Source organism: Sphingobium lactosutens, assembly GCF_013393185.1.
GTDB lineage: Bacteria > Pseudomonadota > Alphaproteobacteria > Sphingomonadales > Sphingomonadaceae > Sphingobium > Sphingobium lactosutens_A.
In genome coordinates this window covers 11,530-33,339 of record NZ_QJQX01000022.1, presented here as the reverse complement: position 1 = coordinate 33,339, position 21,810 = coordinate 11,530, and the positions used below count along the sequence as shown (strand labels likewise).

18 protein-coding genes are annotated in these 21,810 nt (G+C 64.6%); 8 read left to right on the top strand and 10 right to left on the bottom strand.

The genetic code is table 11. The annotated features are described in order from the left end of the window. Positions 1-10: 10 nt before the first annotated feature. The 3 genes from DM806_RS02110 to DM806_RS02100 all read right to left on the bottom strand — a co-directional run bounded on the left by DM806_RS02110 (position 11) and on the right by DM806_RS02100 (position 2,444). Positions 11-412, bottom strand: a complete 402-nt coding sequence (locus DM806_RS02110; protein WP_372859186.1) for a nuclear transport factor 2 family protein — start codon at positions 410-412, stop codon at positions 11-13. Further along, positions 409-1,533: a cobalamin-independent methionine synthase II family protein gene (locus DM806_RS02105; protein WP_179041616.1), complete on the bottom strand. Its 1,125-nt coding sequence runs from the start codon at positions 1,531-1,533 to the stop codon at positions 409-411. The genes DM806_RS02110 and DM806_RS02105 overlap by 4 nt, the downstream gene beginning before the upstream one ends. Positions 1,534-1,607: 74 nt before the next feature. After that, the gene (locus tag DM806_RS02100) at positions 1,608-2,444 is read right to left on the bottom strand and encodes a p-hydroxycinnamoyl CoA hydratase/lyase (protein ID WP_179041615.1); all 837 of its coding nucleotides are present in this window, start codon (positions 2,442-2,444) and stop codon (positions 1,608-1,610) included. Positions 2,445-2,612: 168 nt separating this feature from the next. On the opposite strand from DM806_RS02100, the gene DM806_RS02095 reads away from it, so the two are divergent. From DM806_RS02095 to DM806_RS02070, 7 genes are all read left to right on the top strand, one after another. Continuing rightward, positions 2,613-4,169 carry an FAD-binding oxidoreductase gene (locus DM806_RS02095; protein WP_179041614.1) on the top strand — a complete coding sequence of 519 codons (1,557 nt, stop codon included), beginning with the start codon at positions 2,613-2,615 and terminating at the stop codon, positions 4,167-4,169. After that, the gene (locus DM806_RS02090) at positions 4,169-4,576 is read left to right on the top strand and encodes a c-type cytochrome (RefSeq protein ID WP_256869050.1); all 408 of its coding nucleotides are present in this window, start codon (positions 4,169-4,171) and stop codon (positions 4,574-4,576) included. Before DM806_RS02095 ends, DM806_RS02090 begins: the two co-directional genes overlap by 1 nt. Then, complete coding sequence (locus DM806_RS02085; RefSeq protein ID WP_179041613.1) at positions 4,573-5,085, top strand: hypothetical protein; 513 nt, start codon at positions 4,573-4,575, stop codon at positions 5,083-5,085. The genes DM806_RS02090 and DM806_RS02085 overlap by 4 nt, the downstream gene beginning before the upstream one ends. Positions 5,086-5,140: 55 nt before the next feature. After that, the gene (gene pdxR, locus DM806_RS02080; RefSeq protein WP_179041612.1) at positions 5,141-6,613 is read left to right on the top strand and encodes a MocR-like pyridoxine biosynthesis transcription factor PdxR; all 1,473 of its coding nucleotides are present in this window, start codon (positions 5,141-5,143) and stop codon (positions 6,611-6,613) included. Between the two features lie 262 nt (positions 6,614-6,875). Continuing rightward, a complete protein-coding gene (locus DM806_RS27740; RefSeq protein ID WP_218647306.1) occupies positions 6,876-7,463 on the top strand; it encodes an FAD-binding oxidoreductase in 588 nt (195 codons plus the stop codon). Then, complete coding sequence (locus DM806_RS26925; RefSeq protein WP_218647305.1) at positions 7,427-7,588, top strand: hypothetical protein; 162 nt, start codon at positions 7,427-7,429, stop codon at positions 7,586-7,588. Before DM806_RS27740 ends, DM806_RS26925 begins: the two co-directional genes overlap by 37 nt. Before the next feature lie 131 nt (positions 7,589-7,719). After that, positions 7,720-8,607, top strand: a complete 888-nt coding sequence (locus DM806_RS02070; RefSeq protein ID WP_179041611.1) for a SphA family protein — start codon at positions 7,720-7,722, stop codon at positions 8,605-8,607. Positions 8,608-8,665: 58 nt separating this feature from the next. Here DM806_RS02070 and DM806_RS02065 read toward each other — a convergent pair whose 3' ends face one another. The 3 genes from DM806_RS02065 to DM806_RS02055 all read right to left on the bottom strand — a co-directional run bounded on the left by DM806_RS02065 (position 8,666) and on the right by DM806_RS02055 (position 17,916). Then, on the bottom strand, positions 8,666-11,707 hold the full coding sequence (locus DM806_RS02065) for a glycosyl hydrolase family 28-related protein (RefSeq protein ID WP_179041610.1): 3,042 nt from the start codon (positions 11,705-11,707) through the stop codon (positions 8,666-8,668). A 74-nt stretch (positions 11,708-11,781) separates the two neighbouring features. After that, a complete protein-coding gene (locus tag DM806_RS02060; RefSeq protein WP_179041609.1) occupies positions 11,782-14,754 on the bottom strand; it encodes a TonB-dependent receptor plug domain-containing protein in 2,973 nt (990 codons plus the stop codon). A gap of 138 nt (positions 14,755-14,892) precedes the next feature. Next, the gene (locus DM806_RS02055) at positions 14,893-17,916 is read right to left on the bottom strand and encodes a glycosyl hydrolase family 28-related protein (protein WP_179041608.1); all 3,024 of its coding nucleotides are present in this window, start codon (positions 17,914-17,916) and stop codon (positions 14,893-14,895) included. A 169-nt stretch (positions 17,917-18,085) separates the two neighbouring features. Between DM806_RS02055 and DM806_RS02050 the strand changes: the two genes are divergently transcribed. Next, positions 18,086-18,616 (top strand): gluconokinase, encoded by a 531-nt coding sequence (locus DM806_RS02050; protein WP_256869049.1) that lies wholly within the window; start codon positions 18,086-18,088, stop codon positions 18,614-18,616. Between the two features lie 176 nt (positions 18,617-18,792). Here the strand turns inward: DM806_RS02050 and DM806_RS02045 are convergent, their stop codons facing one another. The 4 genes from DM806_RS02045 to DM806_RS02030 form a co-directional block, all read right to left on the bottom strand. Then, positions 18,793-18,978 (bottom strand): hypothetical protein, encoded by a 186-nt coding sequence (locus DM806_RS02045; protein ID WP_179041607.1) that lies wholly within the window; start codon positions 18,976-18,978, stop codon positions 18,793-18,795. Between the two features lie 34 nt (positions 18,979-19,012). After that, entirely contained in the window at positions 19,013-19,483 is a 471-nt protein-coding gene (locus DM806_RS02040) for a hypothetical protein (RefSeq protein ID WP_179041606.1), read from the bottom strand. Between the two features lie 104 nt (positions 19,484-19,587). Next, complete coding sequence (locus DM806_RS02035) at positions 19,588-20,265, bottom strand: FadR/GntR family transcriptional regulator (RefSeq protein WP_179041605.1); 678 nt, start codon at positions 20,263-20,265, stop codon at positions 19,588-19,590. An 83-nt stretch (positions 20,266-20,348) separates the two neighbouring features. Then, positions 20,349-21,695 (bottom strand): GntP family permease, encoded by a 1,347-nt coding sequence (locus DM806_RS02030; RefSeq protein WP_179041604.1) that lies wholly within the window; start codon positions 21,693-21,695, stop codon positions 20,349-20,351. Between the last annotated feature and the right edge of the window lie 115 nt (positions 21,696-21,810).

Genomic DNA, 21,810 nt, shown 5'->3' with positions numbered 1-21,810 from the left:
ATACCCCCAATTAAAATGTCAGGCTGCCCCGCCTCTCGGCAAAGCGCCAGCCCGCCTCCGTAGCGGTGAAGCGGTCGTGAAAGCTACCGACTTTAGGCGCGCCTTCACCGGTGAACAACAGCATGGCGCTTTCCCCCACCGCTTCGCTGCCGCTGATGACGTCGATCACGACATTGGAACAGACATGGCGCGTGGTGCGGGCCGGGCGGGAGAGGAAGGCGGTCAGGATCGCGTCCCGTCCCTCGATCCAGTCGTCCGGCGCGGTCGGGCGCGCCATGCGGCCGTCTTCGGCATAGAGCGCCGCGACATCGTCCCATCGCCCGGCATCGTTCAGATTGGCGTAGAGCGCGACGAGCCGGGCGCAATCCTGTTCGATCGCGCGGCGCTGCTCGTCGGGGATGTCGGGCGTCACGACCGCGCGTCCGCGATATCGGCACCGGCGCGCAACGACCGCAGCTTCTTCCACGTCACCGCCGGGTCGATCTTGCCATAGCCGGCAAAGGTGCCGAAGCCGCAGTCGGTGCTGGCGATTACGCGGTCCTTGCCCACGACCCCGACAAAGCGCTCGATCCGTTGGGCGATCAGTTCGGGATGCTCGACATAGTTGGAACAGGTGTCGATCAGGCCGGGAGCAAGGATCTTGTCGCCGGGCACCTTAGCGTCGCGCCAAACCGTCCATTCATGCTCGTGGCACGGATTGGCCGCCTCGAACAGCACGGTCGCGGGGCGGGCGGCGAGGATGATGTCGATCACCTTCTCCAGCGGAATGTCATGATCGTGCGGCCCCTCATAATTGCCCCAGCAGATATGCATCCGCATCCGTTCCGCCGGGATATTGGCCGTCGCCGCATTCAGCGCCTCGACATTGGCGGCCGCGATTTTGAGAAAGGCCTCGTCGCTCGCCTCCTGATATCCGGTGTGGCGCGACATGGCGAGGTCGGGGCAATCGAGTTGCAGGTCGAATCCCGCTGCGACGATCGTCTCATATTCCGCCCGCATCGCATCGACCAGATCGGCCAGATAGGCTTCATGGCTGGGATAATGGCGGTTGACCTGGAAGGCGGTGATGAGGCCGGGGGAGGCGGCGTTCATGAAGGCGCGGGTGCCCTGATGGTCGGCCAGCGCCGTCTTGAAGCGACGTATATCCTCATGCAACGGATCGAGCGTCACCAGCCGCACCGGGCCAATACAGGAGGCGCGGGTGAATTCCTGGCTCCCCATGATCGCCGCCAGTTTCTGCCGCAGTTCGGGCAACGGGGCGAGGTCGGCAGCAGGCTTGCGGTCGATATGGCCGCCGAAACCCGACAGCCGCTCGATCATGTAGGTGGAATAGCCGACCTTCCCCAATTCGCCATCGCTGACAATGTCGACCCCGGCCTCGATCTGCCTGGCCACTGCTTCCTGGACAGCGATCTGGACAATCTCGTCGAATGTCGCGGCATCATAGGGTTCGCCCTTGTCGCGGGCGAGAAGCAGCGGCGTCAGCGCGTCGCCGCGTGGCAGGCTGCCGACATGGGTGGTGGCGATGGGCATGGGGTGATCCTTCTCCTGCTTTCGGATCACCCTGCCATAAATTCATGGATATGGATATATCATAGATATGAATTCTATGCCGGCGCCTTGCCTTTGCTGAGGTCATAGCTGCCAAGGCCCGGCTTGTAGCTTTTCTCGTCGATGAACTGGCGGATGCCTTCCTTGCGGCCCTCGCTCTTGTCGTGGAAATTGGCCGCTTCCTGCATGCGGACCAGATAATCCTCGGCCTCATCATAGGTCATGGTGCCGACGCGGCGGACTGCATCCTTGGCGAATTTGAGCGCGACCGGATTCTTCTGGAGAAGCAGCTCCGCGACCTGCGTCGTGCGCGCCTTGAGCTGGTCCAGCGGTACGCTTTCATTGACCAGTCGCATGGCCGCAGCCGCCTTGCCGTCGATCAGTTCGCCCGTCAGCGTCAGCCACATGGCGTCCCGCATGGGAAGCAGGTCGACCACCACCTTGGTCACGCCGCCGCCCGGCAATATGCCCCAGTTGATTTCGCTGAGGCCGAACTGGGCCTCGTCCGCGCAGATGGCGAGGTCGCAGGCGAAGAGCGGGCCGAAGCCGCCGCCGAAGCACCAGCCATTGACCATGGCGATGGTCGGCTTCTGATACCAGCGCAGGCGGCGGAACCAGCCATAGCTTTCGGCCTGCGACTTGCGCACGCCGCGCAGTCCCTGCGCTTCGGTCTCGCGAAAATATTCCTTCAGGTCCATGCCTGCCGACCAGGCAGTGCCTTCGCCGCTCAGCACCAGCACGCCGACATCGTCGCGATATTCCAGTTCGTCCAGCACCTCCATCATGCGCCGGTTGAGCGTCGGGCTCATCGCGTTGCGCTTGGCGGGGCGGGCGAAGTTCACCCAGGCGATCCCGTTTTCGACATGAAAGGAAACGACGTCCTTTTCTTCCATCTTCCTGCTCCTGACCGGCAATATGTATCATTGGCATACAATTAATCGGGCAGGGCAGGCAAGCGGTTTTTCCGATCATGCAATCAGCCCGCTGCTTGACAAGGCTATCGTTCCAAATAATAACGATCGTTATTAAATGGGCCGGCCCGACCGGCGGAGCGAGATGGGATGGATGTGACAGGCAACAGCATCGGGACGCGCGCGACAGCCCCCGCGACGATTGCCGCCTTCGCGGCGATCGTCGGCAAGGATCATGTCTTCTTCGCGGAAGAGGATCAGGCCAGCTATCAGGACAAGTTCGCGATCGACGATGCGCGCCACCATCCCGCCGGCGCGGTCGCCCCCGCCAGCGTGGAAGAGATACAGGCGATCGTCCGTATCGCGTCGGAACGGGGTATCGCCCTCTGGCCGATCAGCCGGGGCAAGAATCTGGGTTATGGCGGTTCCGCCCCGGTGCTGGCAGGATCGGTGATACTCGACCTCAGCCGCATGAAGAAGATAGACTATGACGAGGTGAACGGCACCGTGCTGCTGGAGCCGGGGGTGGGCTTCTACGATCTCTATGATTTCCTGAAGGCGAGGGGCATGAAGCATTGGCTGTCGGTGCCCGGCAACAGCTGGGGATCGGTGGTCGGCAATGCGCTGGACCGGGGCATGGGCTACACGCCCTATGGCGAGCACGCCACGCGCATCTGCGGGGTGGAGGCGGTGATGGCCGACGGGCTGGTGGTGCGTACTGGCATGGGCGCGCTCGATGGCGCGCCGACCTGGCAGCTTTATCGCTTCGGTTTCGGTCCCGGCTGGGACCAGATGTTCGTCCAGTCCAATTTCGGCATCGTCACCAAAATGGGCCTGTGGCTGATGCCCGCGCCCGAATCGCTGATGGGCATGGACCTGGAGTTCGACCGGCCGGAGGATCTGGGGCCGTTGATCGACGCGATCGCGCCGCTGCGGCGGGAAGGGCTGTTGCAGCAGTCGCCGACCATCGGCAACTGGCTGCGCGCCGCGGCCGTGGTCACAACCCGCGACCAGTGGACCGACAAGCCGGGGGCGCTCCCCGACGATGTGATCGCGGCGATCCGCAGGAAATTCAATGTGGGCTGGTGGGGCGTGAGTCTGCGCCTCTATGGTCGGGAGACGGTCAACAAGGCCGCCTATGCCATATTGGAGCAGGAAATGGGGAAGCTGAAACCCCTGTCGCTGCGCCCCACTGTCTGGAAGACCGGCGAGCCGCTGGAGGCGACGGGCTGGACCGGCACCCCGCTGACCATGCCGATGCAGAATGCCAACTGGCATGGCGGGCGCGGCGGGCATATCGGCTTTTCGCCGATATTGCCGCAGTCGGGGGCAGCGGCGCAGGCCCAGTTCCAGCGCACCTACGCCCGCTACAGGGAATATGGCATGGATTATCAGGCCAGCTTCGCCTTTGGCGAACGTCACCTGATCAACGTCAACGCCGTTCTGATCAACAAGGACGACCCGGATCTGATGGGCCGGGTAGATCCTTTCCTCAAGCATCTGATCGCCGACGCCAAGGCGCAGGGCTATGGCGAATATCGCACCCATCTCGACTATATGGATGCGGTCGAGGGCACCTATGACTTCAACGGCGGCGCGCTGGGCCGGCTCAACCGTCGGGTGAAGGATGCGCTCGATCCCAAGGGCATCATCGCGCCGGGCAAGAGCGGCATCTGGCCCAGCAGCCAGGCGGGAGGGCGGGGCTGATGCGGCGGGGGATGATCGTCCTGGCGGGCGCCGCGCTGGTCCTTGCGGGCGCGGCCTGCAGCCGGGCGCAGGAGCAATCCGGGCAAGGGGAAACAGGCAAGGGACCGCCTCCCTTGCCCGCGCCTGAAACCCTGTCGACGCGCCCGAACGCCAAGCCGGGCGAGCGGCTCTATCTGGAGAAATGCGCCATGTGCCACGGGCCGGGCGGCATGGGCACGGGGCTGCTGGCGCGGCGCACCGATCAGCCGCTGCTGGAAAAACGCACCGACCTGACGGTCGATTATGTGGTGCAGGCGGCGCGCGGGGGGATCGGCAACATGCCGGCCATTCCCCGCGGCGAGGTGAGCGATGCAGAGTTGCAGCAGATCGCGGAGCATCTGGCCGGGACAAGGGGGAGCGGGCAATGACCATCCTGTCGCGGCGCGGCTTCATGGCCGGGGTGGCCCTGACTTCGGCGACGCTGGCGGGCAGCCGTGCCGCCGCGGCCGTGCCGCCCTTGCTGCTTCACGATCCGGGCCTGGCGGCAGGGCGGCGCTTTGCCGCGCGGGCGACGGCGCTCGACGGCGAATCGATCGCCATCGAGGGAGAGCGGGTGCGTTGCATGCAGGCCTTGCTGGCGCGCCGGCCGTCCGCCCTGTTTGGTGTCACGCGCCGGGCGGATGCGCTGCTGATCGGGGAGATCGCCGGGGAGGCGGGCTATCGCCCTGTCGCATCGGTGCGGCATGGCGCCGATAGGATGGTGGCGGATTGCACGCGGGACGGGGCGGCGATCGCGGCATTGGCGCGGCTGGCGGGCGCGGGCTGGCCGGAAGCCTTTGCCGATCTGGCGCTCCGGGGCGTCGCCCGATGCAAGCGCGAGCCGTCCGCCGTGATCGAGCCGGCTTTCAGCTGGATGCTGGTCCGTCGCCAGGGGTGATATTGCGAGCCGTCGGCTGTTCCAGCCGACTTCAGAATATTCTAGACATGCCGGCATGCTGCGACCCTGGACCCTGTTGCTGAAGGATATCGAGCAGATCGCGGCAGACAGTCCGCGCTACATGCAGATCGCCCATGGCCTGATCCACGAGATTGAGCGGGGCCGGCTGAAGCCTGGGGACTATCTGCCGAGCAGCCGAGAACTGGCCGCCGCGCTGGACGTCAATCGCAAGACGATCGTCACCGCCTATGAGGAACTGATCGCGCAGGGCTGGCTGGCGAGTGCGGGCACGCGCGGCACCATGGTGTCGCTGTCCCTGCCGCGCGGCACGGCGAAGGTCGCCCCCGTCACGCTCTCGCCGGTCGATATCGACCAGACCGAATATCCGTTCCTGCCGGCGCCCGATAGGCCCATCGCGGTGCCGCAGGGCCGCTGGCGCAAGCTGGACGAGGGGATTTCCGACCCGCGCCTCTTCCCCGCCGACCTGCTGGCGCGCGCTTATCGCAAGGCGACCGAGGAGGCATCGCGCGCCAACGCGCTGCATTATCGCGATCCGCGCGGCACGCTGCCGCTGCGCAGCGCGGTCGCGGACATGCTGCGGGGCCAGCGCGGCCTGACCGTCACCGCCGACCATATCTGCATCACGCGCGGCAGTCAGATGGGCATCTTCCTCACCGCCCGCATCCTGGTCCGCCCCGGTGACGCCGTGCTGGTGGAGCGGCTGACCTATGAGCCGGCGGTCGCCGCTTTTCGCGCCTGCGGGGCGAAGATCGTCACCGTGGACCTGGACGAGGACGGCATCGACGTCGAACAGGTCGAACATCAGTGCCGCCGGCACAAGGTGCGGGCCGTATTCGTGACCCCTCATCATCAATTCCCGACCACCGTGTCGATGCGCCCCGAACGGCGGCTGCGCCTCCTCGACCTCGCCCGGCAATTCGCCTTTGCGATCATCGAGGATGATTATGACCATGAATTTCATTTCGGTGCGCAGCCTCTGCTGCCGATGGCAAGCTATGCGCCGGCGCGGATCATCTATGCCGGTTCGATGTCCAAATTGCTCGTGCCGGCATTGCGCATCGGCTATATCGCCGCAGCGCCCGGCGTGATCGATGCGCTTGCCTATCAGATTTCGCTGATTGACGGCATGGGCAATAGCGTCACCGAAAATGCGGCGGCCGACCTGCTGGCCAGTGGCGAGGTGCGGCGGCAGGTGCGCAAGACGGCGCCCATCTACGAAGGCCGCCGCAACGCCTTCGCCCAGGCGCTGGACGAGGAAATGGGCGACCTGATCGACTATCGCCTGCCCGATGGCGGCCTGGCCTTCTGGTTGCGGTTCCGCGATCCTGCTGCGCTGGACAGGATCGAGGCGCGTGCCCCCGCGCTCGGCCTCAGCTTCGCGCCGTCGCGCTCCTTTTCGGTCGAAGAGGGTGGCGAACGCGGTCTGCGCATCGGCTTCGCCAGCCTGACCGAGGCGGAGGCGCGCGAGGTTCTGCAGGCGCTGCGCCGCTGCGCGGATGAACTGTGATCCGGGCCTGGAGCGCGCTGCGGTAAATCGGACGCAGGTCGCGCTCTCCCATTCTGTGTGGTCGCATCACTTCATGCGCAAAACCGGTACTCACTTTTGCGCGCGATACCCTAGCGACGCCCCTTGCGTGATCGTACCAGCGCGCAGAAGGTCGCCGCCACCGTCGATCGATTGTCCCGCCGATAGGCCAGGCTGAGCTGGGTCTGCGGCGCGTCGCCCAGGATCGGACGATAGGCGACGCCATGGAGTTGCGCGGACGGAAATGGTGACGCCCGACACCATGGCGATCTGGCTCTCGCTGCCAGGGGAAGGGATCGACTTTCAGGCGGGGCAATATGTGAATGTGACTATTCCCGGCCTGGAGGGCACCCGCGCCTTTTCGCTCGCGGGAAGCCCGACACAGCCCGCCGAAATCGAACTGCATGTCCGTCCGGCTGGTGCCGGGCGGGGTCGGGACGAGCTGGCTGCACGAGAATCTGAAGGCGGGCGACAGCCTGTCCTCACCGGACCCCTGGGGAGATTCTACGTCCGGCGCTCGGCGGAAAAGCCGCTGATCTTCATCGCCGGCGGTTCGGGCCTGTCCAGCCCCAAGTCGATGATCCTCGACTTGCTGGAAAGCGGCTATGAGGAGGAGATCACCCTGCTCCACGGCGCGAGGCGGCCGCATGACCTGCATTTCGCGGACATCTTTCGCGAGTTGGAGCAGGCGCATGATAATCTGCGCTACATCCCGGTCCTTTCGCAACCGGAGGAAGGCGATGGCTGGACCGGCGAGGCGGGCTATGTCCGCGCCTGTTCGACGGCAGGTTCAGCGTGCATCAGGCCTATCTCTGCGGTCCGCCTGCGATGATCGATGCGTCGATCACGGCGCTGATGCAGGGCCGCCTGTTCGAACGCGACATCTTCATGGAGAAATTCCTGGCGGCGGCGGATGCGGATGCCACGGCACGGTCGGCGCTGTTCAAGAAGATTTAAAGAACGACAGGGAGCAGGAAGAGCGCTCTCTGGTCCATTCGGCGCCTCGGTCAGCATCATCGAGTCCGCTTTTGCGGGAGGGCGTCCCGCGTCCCGAAAACACGCATCAAACAAATATAGGAGAGGGAAATATGCGCAAATATGCGCTCGCACTGGCCGCCGCATTTGCCGCCGTCGCCGCCAGCGCGCAGGCCACCGAAACCGGCGGCGGCGCCTATCCCAATGGCGCGGAATCCATCGGCGTGGCGCGGCTTCCCCCGCCCGGCACCTATCTGCTCGGCTATTCCACCTATTATGCTGCCGACCGGCTGAACGATGCGCATGGCGACAGCGCCGTCCCTGATTTTGCGGTCGATGCCTTCGCCAATATCGCGCGCTTCGTCCGACCGACAGACAAGAGGATATTGGGCGCGACCTGCGCGATGCAGACTTTCGTGCCGGTGGTCGACCTCACGGTGCACGCGGCGGGCGCGCGGCAGCATAAGTTCGGCCCCGGCGACATGATCGTCAATCCGTTCATGCTCGGCTGGACCAAGGGCAACCTGAACATCATCGCGACGATGGACACCTATGTCCCGACCGGCCGCTATCGCAAGGGCGACCTTGCCAATATCGGCTGCAACTACTGGACTTTCGAGCCTGTCCTCGCCGTTACTTATGCTGATCCCAAGGGCGGGCCGGAAGTTTCCGCAAAGATAATGTATGACTTCAATACGAAGAACAAGGCAACCGACTATCGGTCGGGGCAGGAATTCCATGCGGATGTGGCTGCAGCCTATAATTTCAATCCGCTGACCATCGGCGTCACCGCCTATTATTACAAGCAGACCAGCGACGACAGGCAAAATGGCCTGCGGGTTGGTCCCGACGGCAACCGGGGCGAGGCTTGTGCGGCAGGACCGCTCCTCCGCTACCAACTGGGCCATGTGCCTATCACGGCCCAATGGCAGCATGAATTCCATGCCGAAAACCGGCCGCAGGGCGCCAAATTCTGGCTGAAGGCGGCTTTCCGCTTTTGACCGCTCATGGCTTCTGCAAAGTCGGGCCGGCTGTCGGTTGCCGGCCCGGCCTCTGCTCCTACGGCATCCGCCACGCATAGAGGCTATGATGCGCCAGGATGAACAGCGTCTTGCGATCTGCGCCGCCGAACAGGAGCTGGAGCGGGCGTTCGGGCACGTCGATCCGGCCGACCGCCTTGCCATCGGGGGCGTGGACGAAGACCTGCCCGTTGGCGATATAGACCCGACCCTGCGCATCGCTGGTCACGCCTTCGCCGCCTCGCTCGGCGAAGGGCTTGAGGGCGGTCATCGCGCCGCCCGCGCCGACCAGCCCGCTATAGGTCCGATTTTCCGATCCGTTGGTCACATAGACGCGCTCGCCCGGCTTGCCCTGGATGAACCCATAGCTGTCGAGCGAGTCCGAGAAGCGCAGGCCGCGATGATCGGCCGGTCCCTGCGCAAAGACGCGCCAGGCGGGGAGGGCGATGCTGCCATCGGGTGAGACATATTCCATCGCCTTGGGCAGCGCCATGTCGCGCGCGAACATCTCCGCAAGCGTGGTGAACTGATAGGTCCTGGGATCGATCTGGTCCCTGAACTCGCCATTGATCCACCAGTTGACCGGAAGCACCGTTGTTGCACCGGCATGAGGCGCGGTTGCCGTGGCTTTGATGAGGCGGATATCGCTGTCAGGCGCATCGGGTTTGACGCTGTAGACGGTGCCGTTGCGCCCATAGGAGGACAGGACCAGCAGATCGCCCGATCGATCGACCGTCAGGTTGACCGGATCGAGCGTCGCGTCGCGGACCATTTCCAGCTTCCCCGCGTCGGACCAGCGCCAGATGCGCTGGAATTTGCGGTCGATGAAATAGAGCCGCCCCTGCGCATCGACCGCCCCGCCGCCGATCGAATGGAAGCCGTCCGCCAACTTCTCGACCTGACCGCCGAGGAAAGTGGAGGGCGTGACCGGATCGGGCTTTGCGAGCACGTCGAGCACGGCAAATTCCCGCTCGCGCACATCCAGTCCGTGGGTGACGTCGCTTATGCTGTTTTCGAAGGGAAATTTGGTCAGGCGCAGGAAGGTGGCGCAGCCGTTTTCGTCGCAGGTGCCAAGCCCGCTCTCCGCGTTCACATGGACGTTGCGGAAGCGGATGTCGTGCGAATTATAGAGGGTGACGGCCGCCGGTGCGGGCTCGCGCGTGCGGGTAACGCGATAGCCATGGAAGTTCGCCACCAATATGTTGCGCGAATTGCGGATTTCCAGCGCGACGGCATCGCCGCTCTCGCCCGCTTCCCCTTCGGTCTGCGGCGCCAGTAATTCCCAGTTGGCGACGCGATTCAGCCCGATTTCGGTGCGGACATGATGCTCTACCGACGCCTGGATCAGGCGACCGGGCGTTTCCGTGTCGGAAATCAGGATGCCCGGATGGCCGAATGTGCTCGGACTCCAGATATTGGCGAAGGTGCCGCCACCACCCTGCGTCACCCAGAGGCTGGCATATTGGCCGGCCCAGCGCCGCACGGCATCGGGATCGGCGGTGGCGTTGTTATTGTAGGGATTGACGCGGCTGCCATCGAACCGGTCGGTACCATGGCCGCCCTGGAATTTGACGTCGTTGACCATCGAGTTGGCGCCGGCCTTCCATAGCAGGCCGGTCGCGCGCGGATTGGCGCCATTGGTATTGAGGCCCAGTCCCGCGACGATCGCATCGCCGCCCTGCGCGCTTTCGACCAGCGCCTTGGGCGCGCCCACGCCGGCCCAGGCTGGCGTGCCGTCGGGCAGGACGATCTGGGTCAGGCTGGGGTGCAGGCCCAGCAGCACCGTGTCGGGACGCAGGCGCAACGTATCGCTGACCCGGTAGAAACCGGCGGGCAGATAGACGACCCGATGGCTGTCGATCGCCTTCTGGATCGCCGCCGTATCGTCCGTGCTGTCATCGCCCTTCGCGCCGAGCGTCCGCACGCTCACCCATTCGGACACGGGCGGCAATGGGCGGATTGCCGGTCCGACCGGCGCGGGGAGGCTGGCGATGCTCTGCGCCTGCATGTCGGTCCGATACTCGCCGATGCGACCAAGGCCCGGCAAGGTCAGGCCATGGGTGAAGGACGTCACCTTGTAGGTCGCGCCCTTGCCCGCCACCGTCCGGCCGCTCTCGCGGAAACGCGCAAAGGTCGGGGTATTGCGCGCCAGCACATTCTGGAAACCGATCTGGGTATAGACATTCTTCTCGTTGGAAATGATGACGCCCGCCTTCGAGACATTTTCGAATCGCACATCCTGTCCCCACAGCCAGTCGCCATAGCCCCGGTCGATCTCGATCCCGACCGGCGTGTCGCGGATCGCGACATTGACCAGCGTCAGCCCTGCTTCATGTTCGCGAATGGCCGCATCGCGCTGCCCCTCGAAGGTCGCATCGACCAGCGCGAAGGGCCAGGCGGGGGAGGGCTTTTCCGCGAGGATGCCATAACGGCCGCCCTTGAAATGCAGATCTTCCGCCTCATTGGCGACATGATAGAGGCCGGCCAGCCCTGACCCGATATCGAAATCCACATGGCTGACGAAACTATGCTGGGCCGAATGGAAGCGGATGGCGGTCGCCGCCGGATTGCCGTCCATGATACGGAAATCGATATTGCCGAGCGCGGAATAGAATGTACCGGGATTGGCGTCCGCTATATCCTTGTTGAACGGCACGCTTCCGGCCGGGGGAAAGGCCGCCGGCCGGGTGTCCTTGTCGGTCTGGCGCGTGCTGCCGGTGAACATCAGCATATGGGCGACGCCGCGCTGGAAACCGGGCGTATTCTTGCCCAGCAGGATGACGGGCCGTTGCTCGCCGATGCCGAAGATGCGCACGCCGGGCCAGAGGAAGAGCGTGCGGCTGATGCGATAGGTGCCGGCGGGCAGGAAGACGATCCCACCGCCGCCTTTCTCCGCCGCCTTGTCGATCGCCTGCTGGATCGCGGCGCCGTCGTCGGCCCGGCCGTCGCCGACGCCCTTCACCGTTACCGCCCGGGGTTCATCCGGCGCGGTCCTGTAGACGGAGGGGGAGGCAAGGGCCGGGTGCGCCGCTGCCAGGCATAACAGGACGGTGGCGCAGGCTCCGCTCAATCCGCGATACATTCGGCATGCTCCGAAAAAGAAGATGTCCCGGCCGTGCAGGACCGGGACGAGGTTGGGGAGATCGGGGGCGATTGTCAGAAGTTGAAGCGGACACCCGCGCGATAGATGCGGCCCAGCGTGTCGTAGAGTGCCGGATTGATGTCCAGGCCGGTATTGGTCTGCGGCGAGGCGACCGGATCCTTGTCGAACAGATTGTCGACCTTGCCGTAGATGGAGAAACGCTCGCCGAACTTGAAGGTCGCGCCGAGGTCGACGTAGAAGGCGCCCTTCATCTTGTTGAAATCGATGGTCGGGTGGTTGGTGGTCGAGACCGGGCAGGATGACTGGCAGACCACATATTGATTGCCGAACGTGCCGTCGCTGAACCAGCGTTCCTGGACCGTCAGGCTGAACCGGCCGCTGTCATAGGTCTGCACCGCCAGCCATTTCCAATCGGGCGTGTTGCCATTGTTCGCACCAGCCTGATCGATCGGATCGACGCCGGCGATGCCAGCATTGACGACGAACTTGCGGATATGCGTGCCCAGCGCGCGGACGGTAAAATTGCCCGGCAGGCCGAGCGGCTCCTGCCACTGATAGCTTGCCTCGATATCGAAGCCGCTGGTCTTCCAGGATGCCAGATTGAACGGTTGGACGTTGACGAAATTGCTGCCCTGCGGCCCGTCGAGCTGGAAGCCCCCGCAGAAGGCCTGATTGCCGTCGAAGCAGAAACGAACGATCTGGTCCGCCGACAGGGACGAAACGACACCACTCAATTTGATGTTATAATAATCGAACGACAGGCTGAGGCCCGGCAGCCATTCCGGCCGCGCCAGCACGATGCCCAGTTCGGTGTTGCGTGCAACTTCCGGGCGCAGGTTGGGATTGCCGACGACGTTCTGGAACACCTGCACCGCCTGGTTACGGAACGGGTCGTTGAAGTTGGGCAGGGTCGTGACGGTGGGGGCGGCGAAGAGTTCCGACAGGTTTGGCGCCCGGACGTCGCGCGAGGTGACGGCGCGCAGCCGCACGCCGCTGAGTGGCGTATCCCAGGTGCCGCCGACCTTCCACGTCCAGACGGTGCCGGACGTGCTATAGTGCGTGGCGCGGGCCGCGCCGTTGAGATTGGCGCGACCGAAAGAGTCGCTATCGAGCAGTGGCAGGTCGACTTCCAGATAGCCTTCATAGACTTCATATTTGCCACGGCCATTCTTGTAATTGCCGGCGGCCCAGTTGCTGCCCAATGCGGAATTGAGCAGCGGGTCTGCCGGATAGTCCGGGCTGTTGGGGCTGATCGCCGTCACGCCCGCGCCATAGGGATCGGCGTTCACCCGATAGAATTCGCGGCGATATTCGCCACCGAAAGCGATCGAAACCGGGCCGGCCCACAGGTCGAACGGATTGCCGGAGAAGTTGAGGCTGGCGACATCCTGCGTCAGCTTGGTGTGCTGGAACGGGCCATTTTCATGCGGGGCGACATAGGTGAGGGCCGATGCCGACGGCGCGAAATTGCCGAAGATATTGATGGGGACGCAGCCATTGACGCGCGCCACCGGATCGCGGCACACGATGGCGCCATTGAGCGAGATCGCATCGGTGGCGGCGACATAGCGGTTCTGGAGAACGATATCGCGGACGCGGATGTCCGAAATGGTGATGCCATGTTCGTAATAGGCGTCATAATTCCAGTCAGTCCCGCCCAGGTCGAACTTGCCCTTGGCCCCGCCGACGAAGCGATACTGCTTGCGGTCGGTATAGACCTGCGGATCGGGGAAGGAGGCGTTGGACGAACCGAAGCCGAAGCTGGTAATCCCCGCGCTGGCGCAGCGATCGCGGACCAGTTGCGGCAGATAGGGGTTCGAACATTGCACCGTCAGGCTGGCGCGGCCATAGCCGGGGCTGGGCTGGTTATTCGTCTTTACCTGCGCGACATTGACCGTGACATAGACTTCATTGTCCTCGGCAAAGTCGAAGCCGACCCGGCCATAGCCGTTGATGCGCTCCAGCTTGGATTTGAGCGATGCGCCCGATCCTGGCGCGCCGGACAGGTCGCCGCCTTCGCAGAAGCTGTTGCCCGGATAGCAGTTGCTGACGCGGCCGTTGCCGAGCGGCTGGCCGTTGGAGCCATATTGGAAATTATAGGGCGTGCCATCCGGGGCGAAGGCGATGCCCTGCAACGGGCCATTGTTGATCAGGCCATAGCGGGCATATTGATAGGGCTGCGCATAGTCGCGGTAATTGAATTGCGGCAGCCCGTTATTGGTGATGCCGGTATTCATCAGCGTCGTCGCGCGATACCAGTCGCGGCTGCCGGCCAGGTCCGTGCCGAAATCGCCCGCGCCGACGCCGCCTTCATGGTCATATTCACCGCTAAGGACAATATGCAGCCGGTTGTCCATGAAGGACTTGCCATAGGCGGCCTGCACCAGCGCCGTCTCATCATCGCCATATTTGGTGATGCTGCCCAGAATATTGCCCTTGAACCCTTCGAAATGCGTATCGGTGATGAAGTTGACGACACCGCCGACCGCGTCCGATCCGTAGGAGGCCGACGCGCCGCCGGTCACGACGTCGACGCGCTTCACCAGCAACTGGGGGAACATGCTGATGTCGGGCACGCCGGTGACGTTGGCGCCGACCACCCGCTGGCCGTCGAGCAGGGTCAGGGTGCGGATCGGGCCAAGGCCACGCAGCGAGAAGGAACTGAGGCCCTGCTGGCCGCTCGACGTGCTGAACGTGCCGGTCGCCGCGCCGGTCGATCCCTGAAGCGAGGGCAACTGCGCGATCGTGTTGAAGATGTTGGGCTGCGCATTGTTGGCGATCTGCTCCTCACCGATGACGGTGGTCGGCGTCGGTGCGTTGAAGCCGCTGGTAGTGATGCGCGATCCGGTCACGACGATGTCGGCGGCACGCGGCGCTTCATCCGTCGCAGTGTCCTGCGGCGCAATGGTCTGGGCTGCCGGCGCAGGTTCGCTCTGCGCCTGCGCAGCGCCGGCCAGCGCCATCGATGCCATGGCGGCGATGCTGACGCTGGTCAGGTGTCGGTGGATTGCGATCTGCACGTTCATTCATCCTTCCCCTTTATGCCCGACTGCCCTCCCGGCGCCGGCGACGCCCATGGCGGGCGATTGTCCCTTGTCTATCCTGCGGCCCCCGCCACCGCACTTACGACATAGGTCGTAGGCGCGGCGAAAACGGCGCAGTTCTCACGGTTTTGCGGCGTAGAGCGCATGATGCGTCAGGATGAACAGCGTGCGCTTGTCCGGCCCGCCGAACAGGATCTGCAACGGCCGGTCGGGCACATCGATACGTCCCGTCTCTTTGCCATCGGGGCTGTAGATGAAGACCTGCCCGTTCGCGACATAGACGCGTCCCTGGCCATCGACCGCGACGCTCTCGCCGCCGCGATTGGCGAAGCGCTTCAGGTTGGTCAGCGTGCCGCCCGCGCCCACGGTGCCGCTATAGGTCACATTCTCCGACCCGTTGGTGACGAACAGGCGCTCGCCCACCTTCCCGCCGATGAGGCCATTGGCGTTCAGGCCATCGGACCAGCGCCAGCCGGTGTGATCGATCGGCCCCTGTTGCCAGGTGCGGAAGGCAGGCAGGGACAGGCTCCCGTCGGGCGAGAGATATTCCTTCGCCTTGGGCGTGCCGACATCGCGCGCGAACATCTCGGCGAGCGTCGTGAACTCGTAGGTGTTGTGATCGAGCTGGTCGCGGAATTCGCCATTATTCCACCAGTTGACCGGCAGCAGCGTCTTTGCCGCGCCGCCAGTCCGCACCGGGGTCGGCTGGATCAAGGTCATCTGGTCCTTCGGCCCCTCTGGGTCCACCGAATAGACGCCGCCCTTCGATCCCAGCGAGGACAGCACCAGCAAATGACCCGATCCGTCGATCGCCAGATTGACCGGGTCGAGCGCATTGTCGCGGACGATCTCCAGTCCCTTCGCTTCGGTCCAGCGATGGATGCGCTGGAACCGGCGGTCGATGAAATAGAGCGCCCCCCTGGCGTCCACCGCCGCGCCGGAGATCGACCAGAAACCGTCCTCCAGCTTCTCGACCCTGGCGCTGCTGGGTGAGGCAGGTGCGATTTTGCGATCGGCCGCGCCGATATCCAGTTTCGCGAACTCGCGCTCGCGCACGAACTGCTTGCGACTTACATCCTCGATCGCATTGTCGAACGGATATTTGCTCGCCCGCAGGAAGGTGCCGCATCCTTCGTCGTCGCAAGTGGCATAGCCGCTCTCGGCGTTTATATGGACGTTGCGGAAGCGGATATCGCTCGAATTGGTGAGCTTCACCGCGCTCTTTTCCGGCGCATAGGTGCGCGTCACGCGATAGCCATGATAGTTGGCGAACAGCAGATTGCTCGAATTGCGGATGTCGAGCGAGATGGCGTCCGGCCCGTCATCCACTTCCTGCTCGGTCTGCGGCGCCAGGAACTCCCAATTCTGCACATTGTCGAGGACGATCTCGTTGCGGGCATGATGTTCGACCGACATTTCATAGACATGGCCGGGCGTGCTGGTGTTGGTGATGTGCAGGCCCGACTGGGCGAAGCTGTTGGGACTCCACACGTCGGCGAAGGTGCCGCCGCCGCCGTCCGTCACCCAGATGCTGGGATATTGGGCGTCGAGCCGTCCGTCCGTGACCGGATCGCCGGTGTTCACCCGCAATGCGCCCAGCATCTTGCCATCGGCGGTCGGCGTGCCGCCGCCGCCCATGATCTTCACGTCCTCGACCAGGCTCTTTCCTCCCGATCGCCACAGCAAGGCGGAGGCGCGCGGGTTGATCCGGCCGGTGAACAGGCCAAGGCCCGACAGGATATTGTCGCCGCCCCTGGGGCTTTCGAGGATCGGCAGCACCGGGCCGAGGCCGGCATGGGCGGGATTATCATCGGGAATATAGAGTTGCGTGATGGCGGGATGCAGGCCGATCAGCACGCTGTCGGGGCGCAGCGTCAGTCTGTCCGTCACCTTGTAGAAGCCGACCGGGAAATAGAGGATGCGGTGGCTGTCGATCGCCTTCTGGATCGCGGCGGTATCGTCGGCCTTGCCGTCGCCCATCGCACCCAGCGTGCGGACATTCACCCATTCGCGCATCGGCGGCAGGTCGCGGATGGCCCCTTCGCGCCGCGCGGGCATGGCAGGCAGCGACTGGATGTCCGCCTCCGTCCTATATTCGCCCGTGTGGCCCATGTCGGGAATGGCGAGGCCGTAGGAGAAATTGGCGACCTTATAGGCTTTCCCCTTGCCGTCCACGGTCTTGCCGCTGTCGCGGAAACGGACGAAGACCGGGCTGTTCTCGACAAGCGCATTGTCGAAGCCGACCTGGGTGAAGACATTCTTTTCGTTCGAGATGACGACGCCGGCCTTCGACACATTTTCGAAGCGGACATCCTTGCCCCAGAGGCTGTCGCTATAGCCGCGGTCGATCTCGATCCCGACGGGCGTGTTGCGGATCGCGACATTGACCAGCGTCAGGTCGACCTCATGCTCGCGGATCGCCGCGTCCCGCTGTCCGTCGAAAGTGGAATCGAGAAGGCTGAACTGCCAGGCGGGGGAGGTCTTTTCCGTGACGATGCCATAGCGGCCGCCCTGGAAATGGACATTCTCGATAACGTTGCCCGCCTGATAAACGCCGGCGAAGGCTGTCCCGAGACGGAACTCCATATGGCTGAGGAACGCATGTTGCGCCATGCGGAAGCGCACGCCCGCCGCCGCCGGATTGCCCGCGCCGATCTCGATGTCGACATTGCTCATCGACGAATAGAAGGTGCCCGAATTGGCGTCGCGCACCACTTTGTCGCGCGGCACGACGGTCGGCACTGGAACCGGCACCTTGCCGACCTGATACTGGTCGCCGCCGGCGAAGATGACCATGGTCGACACGCCCTGCTGGAAGCCCGGCGTGTTCGCGCCAAGCAGAATGACAGGGCGGGTCGGCCCGACGCCATAGACGCGCACGCCCGCCGGCACGATCAGCGATCGGGTGATGCGGTAGGTGCCCGACGGCAGGAAGACGATGCCATGGCCGGTCTTGTCGCGGGCCTGGTCCAGCGCCTGTTGGATCGCGGCGCTGTCGTCCGCCTTTCCGTCGCCCTTCGCCTTGACCGTCACGGCATGGGGTTCGTCCGGCGCGACCGGGAAAACCGATGTGCCGGCGGCCCAGGCCGGCGCTCCAAGGGTGGTCGCCGCCAGCAAAGCCGCGATCATGCTGCGTCCGATCATAGCTGCCTCTCCATGCCATTATCGCCTTGGGTCGCATGGCTAGAGGCGGGGGCGGGTCTTGGCACTTGCGACAAAGGTCGTAGTTTTCATGGACCTGCATCGGTCGGTATAGCCGGGGGACTTCATCGCGATGCCGATCAGGCGTCGCCTGCCTGCAAGGGACGCCGTTTTGCCGCCATCTGTCGATCCTGCCCTGACATCGCCTTTGGCGGTCATCGTCATGGGCGTCAGCGGCTGCGGCAAGTCCACGCTGGGCGCGCTGCTGGCCGAAGCGTTCGACTGTCCCTTTCTGGAAGGCGACAGCTTCCATTCGGCCGAAGCGGTGGAAAAGATGCGCGGCGGCTGCCCGCTGACCGACGAGGATCGCTGGCCCTGGCTCGACCGGCTGGGGCAGGCGGTGGCGACGAGTGTCGTGGCGCATGGCGTGGCGGTCGCGGCCTGCTCGGCGCTGCGCCACGTCTATCGCGAGCGGTTGCGCGCGGCGATCGGCGTTCCGGTGCGCTTCATCCTGCTGGAAAACAGCCGGGACCAGTTGCTGGCGCGGCTCAACAATCGGCCCGGCCATTATATGCCCGCCAGCCTGCTCGACAGCCAGTTGGCGACGCTTGAGCCGCCCTTGCCGCAGGAGGGGGCGATGATCCTGACGACGGACGCCCCGCCGACCGACCTGCGCGATCGTGCGCTCGCCTGGTTGCGCTGAAACGCGCGACTTTCCGCCGAAGTTCACACTGTACGCGCCCGCGTAGGCGGAGGGGCGGGGCATGCCGGACGGTTCAAAGAGGCGTTCGGATTAGGCCGCCCGGTGCGAAATAGGACAGAGTGAATCGGTCTGTGTTGGAAAAATAGGATGTTTCCGGGCGGCCTGTGGCCATCAGGTCACGGGCTGTCTTTAAGCGGGGGCCGTATCCGCATGCCCTTGGTGCGACTGGTCAGATGAAATTTGCGGCACAGGGCGCAGCGATAGGGACGCAGCACGATATCCGCCCGATGGACTACCGCCCACGCCTCCTCCTCACTGTCATAGCGCGCCTTCTTGAGGCAGATGCCGAGTTTCGTGCGCATGGATCGGTTCGATCAAGAGCCGATATGATCGAGATCAGCGTTTCTGGATGCTATCCAAACGTTCCAATATCCGCGTGATGCTGGGGCGAGTATATAATTCGCTCGGTTCCGAACTCCGATCCTTGCTCCGATCATATTCCCCGGCATCGAACGCATTGAAGATATCCACGAACAGTTCGGAAAACCCGCTTTTGGGATCGTCGGCCAATGCGAAGAAGAGATTATTCATGATCCAGTCGGCAGGCCGGTAGGAAACTTCATGCCGACTATACCGGCGTGCCACATCTATCGCCATCGCTTCGGTCAGTTCGGAGTCAGAAATCCTATTTTGCTCGCACCACTTTTGTATCTCCTCATATTCGAGGTTGATTGGAGAGCGTCCGCTCCGGGCGAGAAGGGATGCATGGCGATCAAGCATCATGGAGACGACATCTGCGGGCAGCATCCGACTTCGATCGTAGAAGAACGGCTGAAATGCAAGGGTTTGCGAGGTAATTTCGTCCATCTGCCAGTCGCCGCCAGTTGCGACGGTTCATCTGGCATTGGACCCGGCCATTCACGGGATTGTGTGGATAGGCGTCGTCGCAATTGCCCACAAAGACGCGCGGCTCAAGGCATCAGCCGCCGCCGTCCTTCCCACAAGTGCCAGCGCATGGCGAGCGCCGCGCCTTCGGGGTCTTGCGCGCGGATGGCGTCGACGATCTGTTCATGCTCGCGCAGCATGGTCGCAATCACCTCCGGCGGGCGCGAGCGGCTGATGTCGACCCCGGCGCGCATGATCTTGTCGACATCGGCGTGGAGCGCGTCGAAGGCGATCAGGAAGGCGGGGTTGCCCGTCGCCTCGGCAATGCGGCGGTGCAGCTCCATATCCTCGGCATGGGCCGGTTCGCTTGACAGCAGGGCGGCGCGCAGCATCTCCATGCCTTCCTCGACATGCGCCATTTCCTGCGCGGTGCGGCGGGTCGCCGCGAGCCGGGCCGCCTCCGCCTCCAGCACGAAGCGCACCTCATAGCTGCCCAGCGTCGTCGGCAGTTCGGTCGACGGCATGAACACCGCCAGCCGTTCGGACGGACGGCTCTTGACGAAGGAGCCAGCGCCCCGGCGCGCCTCGGTGATGCCGTCCGACGCCAGTCGCATCAGCGCCTCGCGCACGATCGCGCGGGACACGCCGAACATCTCCGCCAGCCGTGCCTCCGACGGCAGGCGCGCGCCGACCTCCAGCCCCTCGGACTTGATGATGTCGACGATCGCCGCATAGACATGGTCGGAAAGCCGCGCCTGGCTCATCGGGGCACCTGTCTGTCGAACGGACTCATGACCATCCCCTAGTCAGAACAGGCTGCTGGCGACAAGTGCCAGCAGCGCCATGGTTAGAAGATGCTGCTGGCGATGAGCACCAGCAGCAGGCCGACAATGGCGACCACCGTCTCCATGATCGACCAGGTCTTGAACGTGCCGGGCATGTCGGTGCCCAGATAGCTCTTCACCAGCCAGAAGCCGGGATCGTTGACGTGGGAGAAGAACAGCGATCCCGCGCCGATGGCCAGCACCATCCATTCCGGCTCCACGCCGGACGCGGCGACCAGCCCCTCCATCACGCCTGCCGTGGTGATCGTCGCTACCGTCGCGGACCCGGTCGCCAGGCGGATGCAGACCGACACGCCCCAGGCGAGCAGCAGCGGCGAGATCGCCCCGCCGTCCGCGATCCGCACCAGCATGTCGGACAGGCCCGCCGTCACCAGCACCTGCTTGAGCGCGCCGCCCGCGCCGATCGCCAGGATGATGCCGCCTGCGGGCGTCATCGCCTCGGTCCAGATCGCATTCTGGATGTTGCGATCGGTAATGCGGCGGCCGAACAGCAGGGGCAGGGCGACCAGCACCGCGACCAGCAGCGCCACCACCGGATCGCTGACCCAGCCGAGCCAGTGGAAATGGGCGGCCACCGCCGGCGGCATCAGCGCCACGGCCTGCCCGGCGGCGATCAGCGCCACCGGCAGCAGCACGGCGGTCAGCGCCCGGCCGACCGAGGGGACGGGCACATCGACCTTCACCGGATCGAGCAGCGGCGGACTGAGCTTGACCCCCGGCGCGGTGAAGCGCGCCAGCAGCGGGCCGGCGATGATCGCGGTCGGGATGCCGACGATCAGGCCGTAGACCAGCGTCAGCCCCAGATTGGCGCCCAGCGCGTTGACCGCCAGCAGCGGCCCCGGATGCGGCGGCACCAGCGCATGGACCACCGACAGGCCCGAAAGCGCGGGCAGCATCAGCCGCAGCTTGGCCGTGTCGCCATTCTGCCCCGCGGGCAGGGCGGCGGCGGCAGAGGCGACGATCGGCAGCAGCAGCACCAGCCCAGTCTCGAAAAAGAGCGGCAGGCCGATGACGATCGCGGTGAAGAGGCTGGCCCAGGGCGCGCCACGCACGCCCGATACGCGCAACGCCGCGCGCGCCAGACCACCCGCGCCGTCGGACAATTGCAGCATCGCGCCAAGGCCAAGGCCCAGCGCCACGACCAGGCCGGTCCCGCCCAATATCGCGCCCGCGCCCTTTTCCACGGCCTTGGCGGTTTCCTCCATCGGCAGGCCGGCGAGCAGCCCGACGGTGAAGGCGCCGCAGAGCAGGCCGACGAAGGGATGGAGCCTGCCCCGGATGATGAGCGCGATGGAAAGGGCGATGCCGATGACGGCGGACAGGACGAGCCGGTAATCCGCCGGAGTCATCGGGCGTTGATCCCATGATCGGCGCGGCGTCGCCGTCCGCGGACAAACGAAGTCGATCGACGAACTGGTAACGCCATCCTCTCCCCTTTCTCATTCTGCGCGAATCCGGCGATTC

Excerpts from the sequence above, each read along its gene's own strand:
- DM806_RS02060 (WP_179041609.1), bottom strand. The coding sequence starts at position 14,754 with ATGAACGTGCAGATCGCAATCCACCGACACCTGACCAGCGTCAGCATC.
- DM806_RS02035 (WP_179041605.1), bottom strand. The coding sequence starts at position 20,265 with ATGAGCCAGGCGCGGCTTTCCGACCATGTCTATGCGGCGATCGTCGAC.
- DM806_RS02100 (WP_179041615.1), bottom strand. The coding sequence starts at position 2,444 with ATGGAAGAAAAGGACGTCGTTTCCTTTCATGTCGAAAACGGGATCGCC.
- DM806_RS02045 (WP_179041607.1), bottom strand. The coding sequence starts at position 18,978 with ATGCGCACGAAACTCGGCATCTGCCTCAAGAAGGCGCGCTATGACAGT.
- DM806_RS02055 (WP_179041608.1), bottom strand. The coding sequence starts at position 17,916 with ATGATCGGACGCAGCATGATCGCGGCTTTGCTGGCGGCGACCACCCTT.
- DM806_RS02105 (WP_179041616.1), bottom strand. The coding sequence starts at position 1,533 with ATGCCCATCGCCACCACCCATGTCGGCAGCCTGCCACGCGGCGACGCG.
- DM806_RS02090 (WP_256869050.1), top strand. The coding sequence starts at position 4,169 with ATGCGGCGGGGGATGATCGTCCTGGCGGGCGCCGCGCTGGTCCTTGCG.
- DM806_RS02095 (WP_179041614.1), top strand. The coding sequence starts at position 2,613 with ATGGATGTGACAGGCAACAGCATCGGGACGCGCGCGACAGCCCCCGCG.
- DM806_RS02070 (WP_179041611.1), top strand. The coding sequence starts at position 7,720 with ATGCGCAAATATGCGCTCGCACTGGCCGCCGCATTTGCCGCCGTCGCC.
- DM806_RS02040 (WP_179041606.1), bottom strand. The coding sequence starts at position 19,483 with ATGGACGAAATTACCTCGCAAACCCTTGCATTTCAGCCGTTCTTCTAC.
- DM806_RS02065 (WP_179041610.1), bottom strand. The coding sequence starts at position 11,707 with ATGTATCGCGGATTGAGCGGAGCCTGCGCCACCGTCCTGTTATGCCTG.
- pdxR (WP_179041612.1), top strand. The coding sequence starts at position 5,141 with ATGCTGCGACCCTGGACCCTGTTGCTGAAGGATATCGAGCAGATCGCG.
- DM806_RS02085 (WP_179041613.1), top strand. The coding sequence starts at position 4,573 with ATGACCATCCTGTCGCGGCGCGGCTTCATGGCCGGGGTGGCCCTGACT.
- DM806_RS27740 (WP_218647306.1), top strand. The coding sequence starts at position 6,876 with ATGGTGACGCCCGACACCATGGCGATCTGGCTCTCGCTGCCAGGGGAA.
- DM806_RS02030 (WP_179041604.1), bottom strand. The coding sequence starts at position 21,695 with ATGACTCCGGCGGATTACCGGCTCGTCCTGTCCGCCGTCATCGGCATC.